The sequence below is a fragment of the Binatus sp. (SeqCode) genome, assembly GCF_036522015.1.
Taxonomy (GTDB): Bacteria; Desulfobacterota; Binatia; order Binatales; family Binataceae; genus Binatus.
In genome coordinates this window covers 1-16,879 of sequence record NZ_DATDGQ010000142.1, presented here as the reverse complement: position 1 = coordinate 16,879, position 16,879 = coordinate 1, and the positions used below count along the sequence as shown (strand labels likewise).

Sequence of the window (16,879 nt, the reverse complement as noted above, 5' to 3'; positions counted from 1 at the left end):
TTCGTCGAGATCGAAAAAGGCGTCGAGGGCTTGATCCACGTCTCCGAAATGAGCTGGAGCAAGCGCGCCGTCCATCCGTCGAAAGTCGTGAATCCGGGCGACATGGTCGAGGTGCAGGTGCTCGGCGTTGACGAGGCGAATCGCAGAATCTCGCTCGGACTCAAGCAGACCGAGGCGAATCCGTGGGAAGAGCTCGGCCAGAAGCATCCGATCGGCAGCCAGGTGAAGGGCAAGGTCAAGTCGATCACCGACTTCGGCGTGTTCGTCGAAATAGAGCCGGGAATCGACGGTCTCGTGCACATTTCCGATTTGTCGTGGACCAAGAAAATTCGGCATCCGAGCGAAGTGGTGAAGAAGGGCGACGAGCTCGAGGCGACGGTCCTCGGCATCGACGTCGAGAACGAGCGCGTGAGCCTCGGCGTCAAGCAGCTTTCAGCCGATCCCTGGAATACCGTGGCTGAGCGCTATCCGCTGAACACGCGAATTCACGGCAAGGTCAGTTCGGTCGCCGACTTTGGCGTCTTCGTCGAAATCGAGGAAGGAATCGAAGGACTGATCCACATTTCGCAGCTCAGCAACGAGCGGGTGGACAAGCCGTCTTCGTTGTACAAGGTCGATGATGAGTTGGACGCTCTTATCGTGCAGCTCGACCCGAAGGAGCGCCGCATTGGCCTCTCGATCAAGGCAGTCAAGCAGCACGAAGAGCGCGAGGAAATGCAGGCCTACCTCAAACGCGAGCATGAGGCGGCGCGGTTCTCGATGGAAGATATCCTGAAAGAAGAGCTCAAGCTCGATCGCGACGACGGCGAACGGCGCGCGGCGCGCGGCGGCAAAACCAGCTAGACGGGGGAGCCGGTCCCGGTATGCGCGCGCGGACCGCGGCGAGATCGATGACCAAGCGGGAAATCATCGAAGAACTACTATCGCGCCGGCAGAAGTTTACCCATCGCGAGTCGGAGACGATCGTCAACGCAATGTTCGACGCGATGGCCAACTCGCTGATGCGCGGTGAGCGCATCGAGATTCGCGGCTTCGGCAGCTTCGCGGTCAAGCAGCGTCGCGCGCGGCAGGGTCGCAATCCCAAGACCGGCCAGTTGGTCAGCGTCGATGCCAAGCAGATTCCATTCTTTCGCGCGGGCAAGGAACTCCGAATCGAAGTAAATGGCGCTGAAGAAGCGGCCCGTTAATCGGCCAGTTAATCGGCGCGACGACGCGGATGTCCCCGCCGAAGGGCTGCGCCTCTGGGCGCCGTGGCGCTACGCCTATCTGCGCAGCCTGCTCTCAGATCCCAAGGCGTGCATCTTTTGTTTCGGCGCGCTGTCGGACGCCGAGCGCCGCGAGCGCCTGATCCTGTTCGAAAATCGCGACGTGCTCGTGATGCTCAACAAGTATCCCTACAGTAACGGACACATCATGGTGGCGCCGCGCAGCCACGTCGCATCGCCCGAAGTGCTGACGCGCAGCGATCGCGCGATGCTCGGCGACGCGGTCGCTGCATCGATCAAGGCGATGCGCGAGAACCTGCATCCGCAGGCGCTCAACGTCGGCGCCAACCTCGGCAGCGCCGCCGGCGCGGGTTTCGCCGAGCACATGCATTGGCATATCGTGCCCCGCTGGACCGGCGACAACAATTTCATGTCGGTACTTGCCTCGACGCGTGTGCTGTCACAGAGTTTGGAAGACAGTTACGAGCAACTGCGGCCGATTTTCAAAAACCTCGGCGCTGAATTATCTTAAGATCGATCGATCAATCTGCGGGATTCGCAATGAATGAAAAACTGCTGAAGATTCGGACCCTGGGCGAACTCAAGAGCGCGGGCTACCAGACCATGCCGGTGCGGATGGAGATGCGCAAAAATCTGCTCGAGCGGCTGCGCAGCAAGGAGCAAATCCTGCCCGGAATCGTGGGCTACGAGGATACCGTAGTTCCGGAAATCGAGAACGGCGTGCTCGCCGGCCATCATATGATCTTTCTCGGCGAGCGCGGGCAGGCGAAGTCGCGAATCATCAGGTCGCTGGTCGGTCTGCTCGACGAATACGTGCCGGTAGTAGCGGGCTGCGAAATCAGCGACGACCCCTTCGCGCCGATCTGCCGCCGATGCGTCAAGTTGAAAGAAGAGAAGGGCGACGCACTCGAGATTGCGTGGATCGGCCGCGACTCGCGATACGCCGAGAAGCTCGCCACCCCGGACGTTTCAGTGGCCGATCTGATCGGCGAGATCGATCCGATCAAAGTCGCCGAGGGCCGTTACCTCGCCGACGAAGAGACGATTCACTACGGACTGATCCCGCGGACCAATCGCGGCATCTTCGCGATCAATGAGCTGCCTGACCTTACGGAAAAAGTGCAGGTCGGTCTCTTCAACCTGATGGAAGAGAAGGACGTCCAGATCAAGGGCTACAAAATTCGGCTGGCGGTCGATGTGGTTTTCGTGGCGAGCGCGAATCCGGAGGACTACACCTCGCGCGGGCGCATCATCACGCCGCTGAAAGATCGTTTCGATATCCAGATTCGCACGCACTATCCCAAGACGATCGAGCACGAAATAGTGATCATGGAGCAGGAAGCGGCGCATCCGCCGCGCTCGGGCGTGGACGTGCGGATTCCGCAGTTCATGAAGGACATCCTCGCGCAGATCACCTTCGAGGCGCGCGCATCGAATGAGATCAACCAGTCGTCGGGCGTCTCGGTGCGCGTGACGATCAACAATTTCGAATCGGCAGTCTCCAACGCCGAGAAGCGCGCGGTGCGCAACTCGGAGAACGAGATCGTGCCGCGCATTTCGGATCTGCATTCGCTGTATGCCTCGACTGCGGGTAAGATTGAGCTCGAATACGTCGGCGAGGACAAGAAGGAAGACGACTTGATCGAGCGGCTGATCAATCGCGCGGTGCTGAAAGTTTTCGACAAGTATCTGAAGCTCGACGATCTGAAGAAAGTCTCGAGCTACTTCGAACAAGGCTGGGGGGTCGAGGTTTCCGACAGCGCGCCGTCGTCGGAATACATGGAGCCGCTGCGCGAGGTCACCGGACTGCGTGAAGTGATCACCCTGCTCGGACCGTTCGAGACGCCGGGCCTCATGGCTGCCGCGAGCGAATTTATTTTCGAAGGCCTCCATCTCCATCAAAAGCTCAACAAGGATCGCCAGGGCGGGCGCTTCGCCTATCACGCATGACACGCCGCGAAATGGCCGCCGTTGTCACCCGCTACACCCAGTGGGACGGGACCCAGCGCCTCAAGCTCGACGCCGACAAGGTGTTCGAGAAGCTGGCCGAGTACCTCTCGTACACCGACGACGTCCGCCAGGCGATGGACTGGATGATGCGCCAGGGGATGGACTTCGACGACGTCAAGGTGATGGGCCTCGAGGAATTCATCGAGCAGCTGCGCCAGGAGATGCGCCAGCGTTACCGCGACTTCAACCTCAAGAACGCGCTCTCGGAGATGGAGCAGAAGCTCGAAGACATTTTGAATCGCGAGCGCGCCAAGCTCGAATCGCTCAAGGGGCAGAAGCCCGGTATCGAGGAAAAACAGCGCGAGTTGTCGCGCATGCCGCGCCGGCTGTCGGAGGCGATGCGCAAGCTGGAGAGCCACGAATTCGAGGATGCGCAGGCTAAGGAAGACTTCGACCAGCTGCTCGAGGAATACGAAAATATTCGCGACCTCGAGAATTTTCGCGATCGCAATCAGCACATGTTCCACGGTCCGAAGAGCCTCGGCTACGACGATGCGCTCGAACTGATGCGCGAGATGGAGCGGATGCGCCAGCTCGAGCAGGACCTGATGTCCGGCAACTTCGACACTATCTCAATGGAAGACCTGCAGCAGATCCTCGGGCAGCAGGCGAGCAAGGATTTTCAGAATCTCAAGCAGGTGATGGTGCTGCTCACGCAATCAGGCTACATGGTGCCCAAGGGCGACCATTTTCAGCTCTCGCCCAAGGGCGTGCGTCGAATCGGGCAACTGGCGCTCCGCGATATTTACCAGAACCTGTTGAAGGATCGCTCGGGCGGCCACGTCACGGACCATCGCGGCGTCACCGAGATGCGCCCCGAGCAGACCAAGCCGTACGCCTTCGGCGATCCGCTGAATCTGAACCTGGTCGCGACCCTGAAGCATGCGCTGGCCCGCAAGGCCGGCATCCCGCTCGAGCTGCGGCCGGAAGATTTCGAGATCTACGAAAACGACTACGCCAGCTCCTCGTCCACGGTGCTGTGCCTGGACATGTCGTGGTCGATGAGTTGGGAAGGGCGATTCGCGGCGGCGAAGAAAGTCGCGATGGCGATGGAGACGCTGATTCGCTCGAAGTTCCCGCGCGACTATTTCTCGATCGTCGGATTTTATACCCGCGCAGTCGAACTGAAGCTCAAGGATCTGCCCGAAGCCTCGTGGAACATGGGCGATCCCTTCACCAATCTGCAGGACGGCCTGCGGCTCGCATCCGATTTGCTCGGGCGCCATCCGTCGCGCAATCAGCACATCATCGTGATCACCGACGGCCAGCCGACCGCGTATTTCCTGAACAAGCGGCTCTACTGCGAATGGCCGCTGTCGTTTGGCGGCATCAGCATGCGCGCGGCGCAGGAAACTCTTAAGGAAGTCGAGCGCATCACGCGCAAGGGAATCACGATCAACACCTTCATGCTCGACGATTCGCCGAGCCTGCGCGCATTCGTCGACAAGATGACGCAGATCAACCGCGGCCGCGCGCTGTTCACCCGCCCCGACCATCTCGGCGAATACATGCTGGTCGACTACCTCTCAAAAAAGCGCAAACGCGTCTGAAGGGCTGCATTAAGTGGCGGCGGTCGTTGAGGCGGTTGAGAGTCGGGTTAATCCAAGACCTCCATTGAAGTGGGCAGGTGGCAAGCGATGGCTCGTGCCGCACCTGGCTCCGCTATGGGATTCGCATCGGACGCGCCGCCTGGTCGAACCCCTATGCGGCGGCTTGGCGGTATCGCTAGGCCTCGCGCCAGATAGGGCTCTGATCAATGACCTCAATCCTCATACGATTAACTTCTATAGCTGGCTCAAGCGCGGTCTTGGAATCCGGCTTGCGATGCATAACGATCAGGCTTGCTTCTACCAACAACGAAGCCGCTTCAACCAACTCATCCGCGAAAATAGGGCAGACACTCAGGAAGCGGCCGCGATTTTCTATTATCTCAATCGCACCTGCTACAACGGCCTTTGCCGATTCAACAGCAGAGGCGAGTTTAATGTTCCTTTCGGCCGTTATAAGAAACTGATCTACAAGACCGATTTCACAGAATACGTTCCGGCCCTCGCGCAGTGGGACTTTACGTGCGTCGATTTCGAAAAGCTAGCATTGCGTCACGACGACTTCGTCTACGCTGATCCGCCGTACGACGTCCAGTTCACGGCCTATTCCAAGGAGAATTTTCAGTGGGATGATCAAATCCGGCTGGCACGATGGCTCGCGCGGCATCCCGGTCCTGTTATCTTGTCAAACCAGGCTACGGACCGAATTCGTCACCTATACAAGGACCTCGGATACGCGGTTAGAACTCTAACAGCCCCTAGAATGATCAATAGTACCGGCGATAGGACTCCAGCAAAGGAAGTCCTTGCACTCAGAAACTGTAGTTAGGATTTTAGCGCCCAGCTCTTCTGTCATTTAGAGCCGCCGCGGCGTATTCGCTCGAGTTCTTCCCCTCTCCCTGTAAGGGAGAGGATCGAAGGTGAGGGTCCTTACACAGCGCGCGATCTTTTCGCGCGCGATTCAAGGCTCTGCTCCGTTCTGAGAAAAGCGATTGCTAGATGCTACCGCCCGGCCGCTTGCCGCGACTCGATCGTCGCCGGCATCGTCCAGCTCCCCCCGATCTGCCGCAGCACAATCCGATCCTGCTGATCTCCCGCTGCCTTGATTAGCCGCTGCAGCGGCTCCTCCATCGGCTCTTTCGACAGCTTGAACGTTCCCCAGTGAATCGGCACGAGGTAGTGCGCGCGCGTCGATTGGAACATCGCCCAAACCTGTTCGGGGTTGGCGTGATTGAGAATCCACGGGTCGTAAGCGCCGATCGAGAACACGGCGACGTCCGGCGGCGTCGACGCCATGCTCGCGAACAGATCGGTGTCGGCGCTGTCGCACGCAAGCAGCATCCTGTGCCCGTCTTTTTCGAGCACGTAACTGTTGAAGCCGTAGTCTTCGCCGAATGGCGGCCATCGCTTGCCCCAGTGCCTCGCGCCCATCGCTCGGATGGTGAGTCCTTTGACGACGGTGGATTCGCCCCATTTGAGTTCGCGGACATCTTTGAAGCCAAGCGGCGCAATGATTTGCGAGCATTTGTCGCACGCGACCACCACCGCGCTCTTCGGCAGAGCCTTCAGCGACGGAATGTCGAGGTGATCCATGTGCGCGTGCGTGATCAGAATGACGTCGAGTTGCTGCAATTGCGCGGGAGCCAGCGGCGGCTCGACGAATCGTTTCGGTCCGATCGTGAGAATCGAGTCGATCGACATGCCGACGCGCGAGAACAGGCTCGGGTCGGCGAGCACGCGCGTGCCGAAGAAATTCATCAGCACAGTCGCATGGCCGAGGTTGGAGATTGTGAGCGAGTTGTCGGGCCACGACGCGGGCTCGAGGCGCTGATGCGACTGATCGGGCGCGGAATTCATGTTCTGAGAGTACGACCTCGTGGCAAACAGTGCCAACGAAAAAATCGCGACGACGGCGATCAGTCGCGGCACCAATCGCATCATGCGCGACGAAAGCGACGAAATCGGATTCACTTCTCCTTTTCTGGCTTGAAACAGGGGAGTTCCTTGACCAGCACGAAGGTGTACGAACGATCGCGCCATTTGAAGGTCCCCTCACCGGACCCAAACGCCTCGGTCATCGAGTCGAACTGTTCACTATCGGCCACGTTGACCATTTCAGTGGGGGCGTAGGCGAGATACTCGGATTCGTCGGGCTTGAGCATCTGGTAGAGCGGCGGAGTGAAAAGTAGCTTACTGATGCCGGGCTTCGGCGCCCAGGCGTCCTTCGACGTATTCTCGGTCTGAGTGCGCGCCACGATCCAGATCGGGTCGCCGCTGGTCTGGGCGATTTTCCACTGGCGCGATTCGATGACCCCATCCTTGGTTTTGCGAATTTCTTCGACACCCGGTTGAGCGCGCACCAGTTGCTCGCATTTGTCCGGGTTGTCCTCCTTGGAGATTCCGCCGCCGGATTCTTTCATTGAGGCTTGAGCGCCGATGAGTTGAGCGCTGCCCATTGCCACCTCTGGCGCAACCTGGGTGACCAGGCCGAGCGCGCCGGCCGCGGCGCACCCAGCGCACACTCCCGCGAGCACCACCGCGATTGCGACGAGCGACACTCTGTACAAAATCAAATTTTTCCCAACGGCTTGCGCGCTATCACCATAGACGAAGTGAACGGAGGGCTTGGCAGCGCCTTGAGCTGTATCTCGACGAAGCCGGCCTCGCCGAGCCATCTGGAGACTTCGTCGAATGAATAGTCGCGCCCACGCGTCGCCATCAGCAGGTAGAGCGCGAAAATCGCGCCGGCCCTCGGCTCGGTCAGCGCGGCGTTCATGATGTGGTCCTTGATAATCATCAGCCCGCCCGGCTCAAGTGCGCGAAAGCATTTGCGCAGGACTTGAGCGTTGTCGGTTTCATCTTCGTTATGAATTATATTCGACATGAACAGGGCTCCGCATCGGCCCGGGACGTCATCGTAGAGATAATCGAAGCGGACCAGATCGATGCGCGCCAGCGACGCGGGCTCGCGTTCGCCGAGAATTTTCCGCGCAACTTCGAGAGTTGCAGGCAGATCGTAAATCGTGGCGCGCAAATGGGGCCACCGGCGGAGCATCGCGACGGTGTAGGTCCCCGGCCCGCCGCCGATATCGGCGATCGTCGAGACATTGCTCAGGTCGAGCCGGTCGGCCACGTAAGCCGCATCGCCGCGCGCGCGCGTAAGGCTATCCATGGCGCGGATGAATCGTTCGGTCTCTTCGGGACGGCTTTGAAACATGTCGGTCGGCCGTGCAGGCAGGCCGCTGCGAATAGTTTGCTCGAGATTCGTCCAGGTTTGAAAAATTGCTTCGTCGAACAGAATGAGGCCGCCAAGATATTCGCCGGACGAGCGCAGCAGGTAGCGCCGCGCCGCCTCGGTCAACGAGTAGCGATTCGTCCGCTCGTCGAGCAATCCGAGCGCGACCATCGCGTTGGCTATCAGAGCCGTCGCGCGGCGATTCGCGGATATGGCGGCGGCGAGCGCCGCGTCGTCGAGCGGCGACCGCTCGAGCATATCGAAAATTCCCAGCTTGAGCGCGGTCTGAATCGCGCGCGCTTCGGCGTGACCCGAGGCCAGCGCGGCAAGTTCGGCGAAATCCATCGGAGCGCCTGTCAGTGCACGAAGTCTTGCGTTACGTAAGTTCTACCGTCAGCGGACTCCGCTACCCCTACGCCGGTCTCAGTGAACTTGCCCGAGACGATGTTGGCGAGGTGCTCGGGGCTCTTCATCCAGCCTTTCATCGCGCGCTGAGGCAGGTCGGCGGTATCGGCGTTGTCGTCCATATAAATGTTTTCGCCGACGGTCCGGTACGCGATGCCGGCGCCGCTGATTCTCTTCGCGGGCGCTACCCCGTCGGGACTGTTGTGGGCCAGATAGTGGCGCATCGCCATGTCGTAACTGTGCCCGCGCGCGATTACCGCCAGGCGCGGCGAGAATTTCAGCGGCGGCAGGCCACTGCGGACGCGTTGCTGGTTCACCAGGCCGAGCACTTCGGTCTCCTGGTCGGTCAGACCCGACGCTCTCTCAGGCGAAGGTGGCGCGGTGTACATCATGTAGAACCGCGCGACTATTGCAGCGAGCAGTGAGAGCACGAGCAGCCCGATTCCCGTCTTGATCGTACGGCGCCGGCGTACCACTGTGGGAGTCGGCATCCGGATGACTTTGGCCGGGCCGTTGCGAGTTCCGGATGGCCGGCGGCGCGTTGCAGATCGTGTGCTCATGTTTGGCTCAATTCCCAGCTATCGCGAGATTTGGCGGATGTCAACGCGAACGATTCTTGCGTTAGTTGCGATCGTTTGCATCGCGAGTGCGCGAGCCGGCGCTGCGGCTGACACGGCGAATGCGTTGCCGGCCGGCTCGCTCAAGTTATCGCCGAGCATGTATCTTCGCGAGGCCTCGTCGAGTGCGATTCGATGGCAAGCATGGAGTCCCCATACGCTCGCGCTGGCGCGGTCGTTGAACCGGCCGATCATGATCGACATCGGCGCGGTCTGGTGTCACTGGTGTCACGTGATGGACGCGACGACCTACGCCGATCCGCAAGTTGCGGCCGCGCTCAACAGCCAGTTCGTGCCGGTGAAGGTCGATACCGACGAGCGTCCGGACCTCGACGAGTACTACCAGAATGCTGCGGCGCAATTGACCGGCGCGGGCGGCTGGCCGCTCACGTGTTTCACGACGCCCGACGGCGCGCTGTTTTTCGCAGCAGGATTTCTGTCGCCGCGGCCGGGCAGCGGACCCAACGGCAGTGGCGGAGAAAACTCGTCGATGCTGCCGTTACTGAAGCGAATCTCGCAAGTGTACGCGACCGATCGCGCGGGACTCGAACGTGAGGCCGAGGCCACTGCGGCGAAGCTCAAATCCGCGTCGAGCCGGAACGCTCCTGCGACGGGAGGACTCGAGGGCCTGCGCGCGCAGATTCTCGCGGGGCTGGCGGCGTCGTACGATCGCGAGTCGGGAGGATTCGCGTCAGGTGCGGGGCCGCGATTCTACGATTTCCCGACGCTCGAACTCGCTCTCGCCCACGGTTTCTATGGGCATCCGGAATTTACCGCGATGGCGCTCGACACGTTGAAGAAAATCGCGGCAGGCGGAGTGTTCGATCAACTAGGCGGTGGATTTCACCGCTACTCGACGGACGTGCACTGGCGCGTGCCGCATTTCGAGAAGCTCGGCTACGACAACGCGATGGCGCTGCATGCATACAGCGACGCTTACGAAGCCAGCGGCGACCCGGATTTTGCACGGGTCGCGAAGTCCCTCGTGGACTATATAAATCGCGATCTGCTCGATTCCAGCACGCACGCATTCTACTCACATCAGGACGCCGATTCGTTCAAGGGCGACGACGGCAGTTTCTATACCTGGACCGTCGCCGAAGTGAAGCGCGCGCTGCCGGCCGATGAGGCGCGCGTCGCGCTTTTATTTTATGGTATGCAAAACGCACCGGCGCTCGCGCCCGACGGACGAATCGTGCTGAGACGCGCGATGACCCCCGAGCAGCTCGCGGCCAGGCTGAAAATCCCGGTGGAAGCGGCGCGCCAGAAGATTGTGATCGCATCGGACGCGATGCTCGCGGTGCGTGCTCGTCGCAAAACACCGCCAGTCGATCGCGCGGTGATGACCGATCGCAACGCGCTGATGGCCGATGCGTACCTGACCGCGTCCGCGGCGCTCGACGACTCGAGTCTGCAACGCACCGCGCTCGCCGATTTGGATTTCATCATCGCCCACCTGCAAGCGCCCGACGGAAGTTTTTTTCACGTCTGGTCCGATAGCCGCGCGCAGGTGACGGGTCTCGCCGCCGACCAGGTTTACATGCTGAATGCGCTGATCGACGCGTATCAGTTCTCGTCCGATGAGAAATATCTCGCGGAAGCGCGCAGGCTGGCCGCGATCATCATGAAGAATTTCCGCGCCGACAATTCGAACCTGTTGATGAACCATGATGCCGAGGACGCCGGCACGGTAGTCGAACAATCATCGGCGAGCGGGCAGGTGTTCTTCGATATGCCGACCCCGTCGGTGCAAGCGACGATGGCAATTGCGACGGCGAAGCTCGCGCTGATCACCGGCGACGACAGCTATTCGAAGACCGCCAGCGCACTGATGGCGAATGCGCCCGCGATGGCGGGAGCGATGTTGAGCAACTCGGTCGCTACCGTCGGCCTGGCGCTGGAATATAGCGCGAACGGCGAAGCGACGGTCGCGATTGTTGGCCCGCACGGCGAAGCGCGCGCTGCAGCTCTGTGGAGGATGGCGCTCGCAAATTATCGTCCCGGGAAAATCGTGATGCGCATCGAGTCGGCCCGCGGCGCCGAATCGATGCCGGCGGCGGCGCGCGCGATGTTCGAATCCAGCGCCGCGAAAGGTGTCCCGCTCGCTTTCGTCTGCGCAGGAACCGCATGCGCCACACCGGTCGCGACGCCGGCCAAACTCGCGCAGGTCATCAGGCGATTCGGCGTCAAGGGCGCCGACCAGACGACCGTCGTCAACGACGGCCCTGCTTCGGCGCGACTGCCGATGTGAAGCTCAGTCCAGCGTCTTGTGAAATCTTAACGTCGCGAGCGTGAGCGTCGCCGCTCCCAGCAGCGCCATCGCGATCATCTGCGGCCACAGCACGTCCAGGCCGATGTCCTTGATGAAAGTTCCGCGCAGCACGACGAGATAGAAGCGCAGCGGATCGAGATTGGTGAAATACTGCAGAGCGGTCGGCATGCTGGTGATCGGATAGCCGAACCCCGACAGCATGATCGCCGGCGAGATGTAGAAAAAGGAGATCGCAAAAGCCTGCTGCTGGGTCTGGCACAGTGTGGAAATCAACAGTCCGACCCCAAGCGCGCTCGACAGAAACAGCGTGGTGCCGAGCAGCAGAACGAAAACATTTCCGCGAAACGGGACCTGGAACCACAAGCTTCCCAAAATCGCGACGAACACCACGTTCGCCAGCCCCACGATCAGGAACGGCAGCGTTTTGCCGACAATCAATTCGGTCGGGCTGATCGGCGTTACCATCAGTTGTTCGAGCGTGCCAATCTCGCGCTCCCGCACCACGGCGAACGCGGTCAGTGTCATCACAGACACCAGCACCAGCGTTCCGATCACGCCGGGCACGAAAAACCACCGGCTCTCGAGGTTGGCGTTGTACCAGGGACGTTCCTGCAGCTCGATGTTCGGCGCGAAGGTCGCCAAAGATGGTTTCAGCCGGTCGGCCATCTGCAGTTGATAATCCTGCGCAAATCGATTTGCGATCTGATTGATGTAACCGACGGCGATCAACGCCGTGTTCGAGTCGGTGCCGTCGAGCACGGCTTGAACCGGTGCGGTCTGGCCCTTGCGCAGCAGCTCGGCGAAACCCGGCTGAATTTGCAGCACCAGCACGACCCGCCGATGATCGAGCAGCGACGGAATTTGCGACTCCCTTTGCAGGACATCGCGCACCTCGAAGCGGCTGCTGACGCTGAAGCGCTCGAGAAATTCGCGGCTCTCCTGGCTGTGGTCGTAATCAAGCACCGCGGTCGAAACGCGATTAACCTCGTAGCTCGCGGCGTAGCCGAATATCAGCATTTGCAGCAGCGGCGGCACTAGCAGCGAAAATCGCGCATGCCTGTCGCGAAACAGGTGGATGAATTCCTTAATCAGAATCTGGCGCAGCCGCTCTATCACGTCATCCCCTCACGCCAGCGACTTGTGGAACGACCATTTGGCCAGCAACACCATCACCGCGGCATAGATGACGAGCGCAATCAAAGGCCCGGCGAGAAAGCTAAGCCCGGTGCCGCGCAGAAATACGCTCTTGAGTATGACGATGTAGTAGCGGGCCGCGATCAGGTAGGTGAAAGGCTGCACACCGATCGGCATCTGGTCGATTGGAAACGTGAATCCCGACAGCAGGAACGAGGGCAGGAATGCCGTCACCAGACCAATCTGGCTCGCGGCGAGCTGATTTTTCGTGGCGACCGAGATCCAGAATCCAAGGCCGAGAATCGCGATAAGGTAAATTCCTGAACCGACGCTCAGCGCGACTAGCGAACCGCGAAAGGGAACCTGGAACCAGAAGACCGCGATCGCGACGCAGACCGCCGTATTGAGCATGCCCAGCGCGAAGTAGGGTATCAGCTTGCCGATAATAATTTCGAGCGAGGTCACCGGCGTCGAGATGAGCTGTTCCATCGTGCCGCGCTCCCACTCGCGCGCGACCGTCAGTGAGGTGAGCAACACTCCGACCACCGCCATCACGATCGCGGCGACGCCCGGCACGATGAAGTTTTTGCTTTCGAGATCCTCGTTGAACCAGGTTCGCGCTTCGACCGACAGCACAGGATTCACGCTGGGCGCGTTGGACTTGCGCAGATACTCGGCTTGGACGACGGCGCCATAGGACGCGATCACGCCCTGCGCGTAGCCGATTGCGATCTCGGCGGTGTTGTTGTCGGATCCGTCGACCAGCGCCTGTATGTTCACCGGGCGCCCGTCGTGCAGACGCGCGGAGAAGTCGTACGGAATCACTATCGCGAGCTGGCATCGGCCGTCGTCCAGCGCGGCGCCAAGCGCGCGGTAGTCAGTGACAGTCGCGACCAAGTCGAAATACGCAGAAGACTGAAAGCGCTTGAGCAGATCCTGGCTCGCCTGGCTGCCTTCCTCATCAAGCGCGAACACCTTGATGTGCTTGGTGTCGAGATTGACGCCGTAGCCGAGCGTCGTCATCAGCATCAGCGGCATCAGCAGCACAATCAGCAGGCTGCGCGAGTCGCGCAGTACCTGGAAAACTTCCTTGCGCGAGATGGCGATCAGTCGGCGGAGACTCACCGCGACAGCTCCGAGACCGGATCTGCGTCGTGTCGAGTAGTCAACGCCACGAAAGCGTCTTCGAGGCTCGGACGAATCACTCTAAGGCCGGCGACTGATATTGCATCGGCTTCGAGCGCGGCGCGAATCGCCGGCGCAATCGCGGCGTCGGATACCACTAGATGCAATGCGCTGCCGAATACCGCTACGTCGCCAACGCCGTCGAAGTGGCGCAGGCGTTCGATCGCGTCGCCGATCCGATCGCATTCGAGCAGCAGCAGCGAGCCCCGGATCGAACCCAGCTTCAGTTCCGTCGGCGTGCCCAGCGCGATCAATTTGCCGCCATTCATCAGCGCCAGCCGGTTGCAGTATTCGGCCTCGTCCATGTAGTGCGTGGTGACGAAGATCGTGACGCCGTCGCTGCTCATCTGCTGGATCAACTCCCAGAACAGCCGGCGCGAGAGCGGATCGACGCCCGAGGTCGGCTCATCGAGAAACAGGATTGGCGGACGATGCAGCACGGCGCAGCCGAGTGCAAGGCGCTGCTTCCATCCTCCCGCGAGCGTGCCGGTCAGGCTCGACTCGCGGCCGCGCAGCCCGGCCATCTCTAGCGCCCAGTCGATCCGCCCGCCCAACTCGCTCGCCGGGACGCCATACATTCCCGCGTAGAAGCGCAAATTCTCGAGCACGGTGAGATCGGCGTAGAGCGAAAACTTCTGCGACATGTAGCCGATGTTGCGGCGGATCAGTTCCGGCGATTCGACGACGTCGTAGCCGGCGACGGTCGCGCGGCCGGACGTCGGATGCAGCAAACCGCACAGGATTCGAATCGTCGTGGATTTCCCCGATCCATTCGGTCCGAGAAATCCGAAGACCTCGCCGGCTCGAGTCTGAAATGAAATGCGATCGACCGCGGTGAAGTCGCCAAAGCGCTTCACCAGGTTTTCGACCTCGACCGAATTGCCGTTATTAGACCTTTGCATAACGAGCGGCTGCTCTCTTCCCCTCTCCCTGTAAGGGAGAGGATCGAAGGTGAGGGTCCTTATACAGCGCGCGTTTCGCGCGCGATTCAAGATTCTGATTCTTCTTCTGAGCGCGTGCGCCGGGATTACGCAAAGCTCTTCTCTCCGTTAGGGCGTGTCATGCCGCTGCGTGCGTCGCGTCTTTGCGCACAGCTTCGACGAAAAGATCTTCGATAGTCGGTGTGACGCGAACGATCTCGTCGAACTGAATCTGGCCGACGCTCAACCGCGCGGTGAATTCAGGGATACGGCGCTCAGCGTCATCGACAAACAAATGAACTGCGTCGCCCACCAGCACGACGCTCGATACTCCCTCGGCCGCCGCGAGTTCGTCCCTGACGCGGCGCGCCTCGAGCGACACGATCGAGACCACCGAGCCCTGCAGCCGCGATTTCAGACGCGCGGGTGAGTCGCAAAAGAGCAGGCGCCCTTGATGCAGTAGCGCTACGCGATGGCATCGCTCGGCCTCGTCGAGGTACGCGGTGGAATTGACCACGGTCACGCCCTGGCCGGCCAGCGAATAGAGCATCGCCCAGAATTCGCGGCGTGAAACCGGATCGACACCGTTAGTCGGCTCGTCGAGGATCAACACGCGTGGTGTGTGTATCAACGCGCAGACCAGGCCGAGCTTTTGCTTCATTCCTCCCGAGAGCTTGCCGGCCAGCCGCGCGCGGAACTCGCTCATCCCGCACGCCTTCAGGAGTTCGCCGCCGCGCGCCTCGCGGTCCCTTCTGCGAACGCCGAACAGGTCCGCGTAAAACCGGATGTTCTCCTCCACCGTCAAATCTTCGTAGAGGCCGAAGCGCTGCGGCATATAGCTGATGAGATGCTTGACGCCTTCGGGATCCGCCACCACGTCACATCGCGCGACTGTCGCAGTGCCGCCGTCGGGCGGCAGCACTCCGGCGAGTATCCGCATGGTCGTGGTTTTGCCGGCGCCGTCGGGCCCGACGATGCCGAAGATTTCACCGGGAGCGACTTCGAAGCTCAGGTGATCGATCGCGCGGACGCCGGAGAAATCCTTGACCAGATCGCGAACGACGACCGTCTTGTCATCCACGACTGTTGCCGCCTTGCACTGGAGGGCCCAGGTGAATCGTCGCGTCCGCGGGCATCCCGGGCTTCAGTTCGTGTCGGGGATTTTCAACGTCGATTTTTATTCGATATACGAGCGTCACCCGCTCCTTGTGAGTCTCGACGCTCTTGGGCGTGAATTCGGCCTCGGAAGATATGAACGAGATTTGTCCCGGATATGCTTTGTCCGGGTAAGTGTCGGTGTGAACCGTCGCCGCCTGGCCCCATCGAATGCGGCCGAGATCGGTTTCAGCCACGTAGGCGCGCAGCCAAACGTGATCGAGGTCAGCTAGCGTGACGACCGGCGTGCCCGGCTGCATCACCTCGCCGAGCTCCGTCTGCCGCGTGAGAATCACCCCCGAGAACGGCGCGCGCAGCGTGGTGTACCCGAGCATGATCCTCGCGAGCTGGAGATTTTCGCTGGCATTGCGGATGTTTGCCTTGGCGACCTCGATGTCCTGTTGCGCGCTGCGCTCCATCGCACGGTCGCGCTGCATCGCGGCGTCGGACTGCTTACGCGCGGTGTCGGTATGGTCGCGCTGGTCGCCGGAGATAATCTTGTCGCTCCACAGTTTCTGACTGCGGACGTAATCGATATTTTTTTGAGCGAGGTCGGCGTTATCGTTGGTGACGGTCGCCCGCGCAGCCTCGAGCTTCTGCATCGCCGAAGCAAGTTCCTGTTCCTGCACGTGGAGCGCAGCTTCGTTGATTGCGACTTGTTGGCGGTAGTCGCTGTCGTCGAGCCGTGCGATCAACGTGCCGGCCGTCACCCACTGCCCTTCGTCGAACGGCAATTCGATGACGCGCGATTGCACGCCCTTGAAACTCACGACGCTTTCGTGGGCTTCGATATTGCCCGATACGAGCAGATTGTCAGTCGCGACCTCGCCCTTGAAATACAGTGAGTAGCCAGTCCAGGCACCGACGCCAACTATCAGGATCGCCACCAGCACGACGATTCGTCTCATCATCCGGGTTGGCTCCGCCTTTTGACGGACAGGCCGCGTCGCGGCCGAACGCGAGCTAGCCCCGCGGAATTCACCAGACGATTTCCAAGCCAGCGCAAAAAATTCGCGCGCTGCCGCATGAAGCGAGGGTCGGTCGGTTCCATGCCGTGGATCAGACGAACGATTTGAGGCATCACCAGCGGAAACATAGCCAGCGACAACATCGAAATAAAAAGTTGAGTCAGATCGGCACCACGAGGAATGGATCCCTTGCGCTGCAGCACAC

At 60.7% G+C, this 16,879-nt stretch carries 17 protein-coding genes; 7 read left to right on the top strand and 10 right to left on the bottom strand.

Going from position 1 to position 16,879, the window contains the following annotated elements; translation table 11 throughout:
- The 6 genes from VIW95_RS05940 to VIW95_RS05915 all read left to right on the top strand — a co-directional run.
- On the top strand, window positions 1–843 hold an 843-nt coding region (locus tag VIW95_RS05940; RefSeq protein WP_331584507.1), incomplete at its 5' end, for a S1 RNA-binding domain-containing protein.
- A gap of 47 nt (window positions 844–890) precedes the next feature.
- The gene (locus tag VIW95_RS05935; RefSeq protein WP_331584506.1) at window positions 891–1,187 is read left to right on the top strand and encodes an integration host factor subunit beta; all 297 of its coding nucleotides are present in this window, start codon (window positions 891–893) and stop codon (window positions 1,185–1,187) included.
- Entirely contained in the window at window positions 1,162–1,737 is a 576-nt protein-coding gene (locus tag VIW95_RS05930; protein ID WP_331584505.1) for an HIT domain-containing protein, read from the top strand. The genes VIW95_RS05935 and VIW95_RS05930 overlap by 26 nt, the downstream gene beginning before the upstream one ends.
- A 29-nt stretch (window positions 1,738–1,766) precedes the next feature.
- Window positions 1,767–3,176 carry a hypothetical protein gene (locus tag VIW95_RS05925; RefSeq protein WP_331584504.1) on the top strand — a complete coding sequence of 470 codons (1,410 nt, stop codon included), beginning with the start codon at window positions 1,767–1,769 and terminating at the stop codon, window positions 3,174–3,176.
- A complete protein-coding gene (locus VIW95_RS05920) occupies window positions 3,173–4,786 on the top strand; it encodes a VWA domain-containing protein (protein WP_331584503.1) in 1,614 nt (537 codons plus the stop codon). Before VIW95_RS05925 ends, VIW95_RS05920 begins: the two co-directional genes overlap by 4 nt.
- Before the next feature lie 64 nt (window positions 4,787–4,850).
- Window positions 4,851–5,612: a Dam family site-specific DNA-(adenine-N6)-methyltransferase gene (locus VIW95_RS05915; protein WP_331584502.1), complete on the top strand. Its 762-nt coding sequence runs from the start codon at window positions 4,851–4,853 to the stop codon at window positions 5,610–5,612.
- Window positions 5,613–5,785: 173 nt separating this feature from the next.
- Here the strand turns inward: VIW95_RS05915 and VIW95_RS05910 are convergent, their stop codons facing one another.
- The 4 genes from VIW95_RS05910 to VIW95_RS05895 are packed head-to-tail and all read right to left on the bottom strand — an operon-like array spanning window position 5,786 to window position 8,983.
- Complete coding sequence (locus tag VIW95_RS05910; protein ID WP_331584501.1) at window positions 5,786–6,754, bottom strand: MBL fold metallo-hydrolase; 969 nt, start codon at window positions 6,752–6,754, stop codon at window positions 5,786–5,788.
- On the bottom strand, window positions 6,751–7,317 hold the full coding sequence (locus VIW95_RS05905; protein ID WP_331584500.1) for a hypothetical protein: 567 nt from the start codon (window positions 7,315–7,317) through the stop codon (window positions 6,751–6,753). The genes VIW95_RS05910 and VIW95_RS05905 overlap by 4 nt, the downstream gene beginning before the upstream one ends.
- Before the next feature lie 35 nt (window positions 7,318–7,352).
- Window positions 7,353–8,363, bottom strand: a complete 1,011-nt coding sequence (locus tag VIW95_RS05900) for a methyltransferase (RefSeq protein ID WP_331584499.1) — start codon at window positions 8,361–8,363, stop codon at window positions 7,353–7,355.
- 11 nt (window positions 8,364–8,374) lie between these two features.
- A complete protein-coding gene (locus VIW95_RS05895; protein WP_331584498.1) occupies window positions 8,375–8,983 on the bottom strand; it encodes a CAP domain-containing protein in 609 nt (202 codons plus the stop codon).
- 37 nt (window positions 8,984–9,020) lie between these two features.
- On the opposite strand from VIW95_RS05895, the gene VIW95_RS05890 reads away from it, so the two are divergent.
- A complete protein-coding gene (locus VIW95_RS05890) occupies window positions 9,021–11,291 on the top strand; it encodes a thioredoxin domain-containing protein (protein ID WP_331584497.1) in 2,271 nt (756 codons plus the stop codon).
- A gap of 3 nt (window positions 11,292–11,294) precedes the next feature.
- Here the strand turns inward: VIW95_RS05890 and VIW95_RS05885 are convergent, their stop codons facing one another.
- The 6 genes from VIW95_RS05885 to VIW95_RS05860 all read right to left on the bottom strand — a co-directional run.
- Window positions 11,295–12,428 carry an ABC transporter permease gene (locus tag VIW95_RS05885; RefSeq protein WP_331584496.1) on the bottom strand — a complete coding sequence of 378 codons (1,134 nt, stop codon included), beginning with the start codon at window positions 12,426–12,428 and terminating at the stop codon, window positions 11,295–11,297.
- A 9-nt stretch (window positions 12,429–12,437) separates the two neighbouring features.
- Window positions 12,438–13,571: an ABC transporter permease gene (locus VIW95_RS05880; RefSeq protein WP_331584495.1), complete on the bottom strand. Its 1,134-nt coding sequence runs from the start codon at window positions 13,569–13,571 to the stop codon at window positions 12,438–12,440.
- Window positions 13,568–14,533 (bottom strand): ABC transporter ATP-binding protein, encoded by a 966-nt coding sequence (locus tag VIW95_RS05875; RefSeq protein ID WP_331584494.1) that lies wholly within the window; start codon window positions 14,531–14,533, stop codon window positions 13,568–13,570. Before VIW95_RS05875 ends, VIW95_RS05880 begins: the two co-directional genes overlap by 4 nt.
- 157 nt (window positions 14,534–14,690) lie before the next feature.
- A complete protein-coding gene (locus tag VIW95_RS05870; RefSeq protein ID WP_331584493.1) occupies window positions 14,691–15,632 on the bottom strand; it encodes an ABC transporter ATP-binding protein in 942 nt (313 codons plus the stop codon).
- On the bottom strand, window positions 15,625–16,617 hold the full coding sequence (locus VIW95_RS05865; RefSeq protein ID WP_331584492.1) for an HlyD family secretion protein: 993 nt from the start codon (window positions 16,615–16,617) through the stop codon (window positions 15,625–15,627). The genes VIW95_RS05870 and VIW95_RS05865 overlap by 8 nt, the downstream gene beginning before the upstream one ends.
- On the bottom strand, window positions 16,614–16,879 hold a 266-nt coding region (locus VIW95_RS05860; protein WP_331584491.1), incomplete at its 5' end, for a hypothetical protein. The genes VIW95_RS05865 and VIW95_RS05860, both read right to left, overlap by 4 nt.

Bases quoted from the DNA above. Each gene is read 5' to 3' on its own strand.
- VIW95_RS05935 (WP_331584506.1), top strand. From the start codon at position 891: ATGACCAAGCGGGAAATCATCGAAGAACTACTATCGCGCCGGCAGAAG.
- VIW95_RS05930 (WP_331584505.1), top strand. From the start codon at position 1,162: ATGGCGCTGAAGAAGCGGCCCGTTAATCGGCCAGTTAATCGGCGCGAC.
- VIW95_RS05925 (WP_331584504.1), top strand. From the start codon at position 1,767: ATGAATGAAAAACTGCTGAAGATTCGGACCCTGGGCGAACTCAAGAGC.
- VIW95_RS05920 (WP_331584503.1), top strand. From the start codon at position 3,173: ATGACACGCCGCGAAATGGCCGCCGTTGTCACCCGCTACACCCAGTGG.
- VIW95_RS05900 (WP_331584499.1), bottom strand. From the start codon at position 8,363: ATGGATTTCGCCGAACTTGCCGCGCTGGCCTCGGGTCACGCCGAAGCG.
- VIW95_RS05895 (WP_331584498.1), bottom strand. From the start codon at position 8,983: ATGAGCACACGATCTGCAACGCGCCGCCGGCCATCCGGAACTCGCAAC.
- VIW95_RS05890 (WP_331584497.1), top strand. From the start codon at position 9,021: ATGTCAACGCGAACGATTCTTGCGTTAGTTGCGATCGTTTGCATCGCG.
- VIW95_RS05875 (WP_331584494.1), bottom strand. From the start codon at position 14,533: ATGCAAAGGTCTAATAACGGCAATTCGGTCGAGGTCGAAAACCTGGTG.
- VIW95_RS05865 (WP_331584492.1), bottom strand. From the start codon at position 16,617: ATGATGAGACGAATCGTCGTGCTGGTGGCGATCCTGATAGTTGGCGTC.